The organism is Microcoleus sp. MON2_D5, from assembly GCF_036701905.1.
Classification (GTDB): Bacteria; Cyanobacteriota; Cyanobacteriia; order Cyanobacteriales; family Microcoleaceae; genus Microcoleus.
In genome coordinates this window covers 1-1,616 of sequence record NZ_JAUBRM010000222.1, presented here as the reverse complement: position 1 = coordinate 1,616, position 1,616 = coordinate 1, and the positions used below count along the sequence as shown (strand labels likewise).

At 44.0% G+C, this 1,616-nt stretch carries 2 protein-coding genes; both read right to left on the bottom strand.

From position 1 onward, the window contains the following. Positions 1-165 precede the first annotated feature (165 nt). Positions 166-1,329, bottom strand: a complete 1,164-nt coding sequence (locus QUA47_RS30800; protein ID WP_333433626.1) for a hybrid sensor histidine kinase/response regulator — start codon at positions 1,327-1,329, stop codon at positions 166-168. Continuing rightward, entirely contained in the window at positions 1,326-1,544 is a 219-nt protein-coding gene (locus QUA47_RS30795; RefSeq protein ID WP_333433625.1) for a hypothetical protein, read from the bottom strand. The genes QUA47_RS30800 and QUA47_RS30795 overlap by 4 nt, the downstream gene beginning before the upstream one ends. Positions 1,545-1,616 lie beyond the last annotated feature (72 nt).

Genomic DNA, 1,616 nt, shown 5'->3' with positions numbered 1-1,616 from the left:
TCATCTTTTTTCACAGTTTTACTAGCTTTTTCATTTTGGCGCTTTTTTCATATATTTGCAAAAGTGAGATGCACCCCTGGTTTAGCCGTTGGAAGGCAGCTTCTAATTGTTCTAAAAAAGTGGTTTTTGAGGCGTAGCTATCGCGTAGCAAATTATGGCATCTTGTTACCCTTCAAACTTTGGCAATGTTAACCAAAACCTCGCTCCTTTTCCCAATTCGCTATCAACGCCAATCTCTCCGCCGTGAGCCTCAACAATTTGCCTGCAAATGTAAAGTCCCAATCCCAATCCTTGCCTTAAACTAACTCCAACTCCCCTCGTATAAGGCTCGAATAATCTTGCACATTGCTGAGGAGAGATTCCTGCCCCATTGTCTGCAACCGTACAGCGAACCATCTCACCTTCCCGTTTAGCTTCTACAGTCAAAATAAACCCAGACTGATTGTATTTAACAGCATTATCGATCAGATTGCCAAACACCCGCCAGAGCTGCTGGGCATCAGCATTGACTAAAGGCAAATCTGCTGCAAAAAGCTGTTTAATTTTGACTCGATGCTGGTTGAGAATTGGTAATCTTTCAATAAGAATATTTTGGACTAAAGCGGGCAGCGACAGCGGCTTCATGGCTAAAGAAGCACTTTTCACATCAAACTGTTGTGTTGCTGTTAGTGACTCAATCAACTGGAGTTGGCGCGAACAACTTTGCACCATAACCTCCACAGTCCGCCTATCAATAACAATGTTGCTGCCAGCATCATTGAGGCGACTTCGCAGCAGTAGCGACATTCCTGATAGAGGCGATCGCAAATCGTGCGAAACAGCGTGCAACAGCATTCTTAAATTGGCTTCTGCTTGCTGTCTTTCTTGAATTTCCTGGCTGAGCTGAACATTTTGTGTAGCCAATTGCACGTTAGCGCAGCGAAGTTGCTGCTGTAAACGCTGCATTTTAAGTTGGGCAGATACCCGCGCCAACACTTCAACAGGCTCAAAAGGTTTTATAATGTAGTCAGCACCGCCCGCCTCAAACCCTTTTACTTTGTCAAATACGTCATCTAAAGCCCTGATGAAAATTATAGGGATATCACAAGTAGCTTCAGATGCTTTAAGTTGGCGGCAGACTTCATAGCCATCCATACCGGGCATTTTTATGTCTAGCAAAATCAAGTCGGGTGCTTGCAATTCTACTGCTTTTAAAGCTCGGTCTCCACTAATCAGCTTCCTGACTTTGTAACCGTTTTCAATTAGCAGTTGAGACAGCAGTTGAATGTTGGCTGGAATATCGTCAACAATCAAAATGTCAGCCAAAAATTGTTTAGTTTGCTCCATCATCTATCGCCACCAAAGGACAGAGTTTTGAGTTTTTTCCGAATATTGCCAACTGCTATTTTCCCAGCCGCGCTGTTCGCACCAGCAGCATTAACAGGCGACTCAACATCAGCCACAGTCACGGGTTCTTCTGGATCGTTCGGATGTGGCAGCAATTGGTAAGCGAATCGAATCCGCTGATCCAGCTCTTCATCTATATTGAGCAGTTTACCCGTCAATACGGTTCAGTTAAGGGCTAGGCAGTGCTTAAAACAATAAATACAGGAGGATTCATTATTATTCCAGTACCT

Coding starts and splice junctions, on each gene's coding strand:
- QUA47_RS30800 (WP_333433626.1), bottom strand. CDS start 1,329: ATGATGGAGCAAACTAAACAATTTTTGGCTGACATTTTGATTGTTGAC.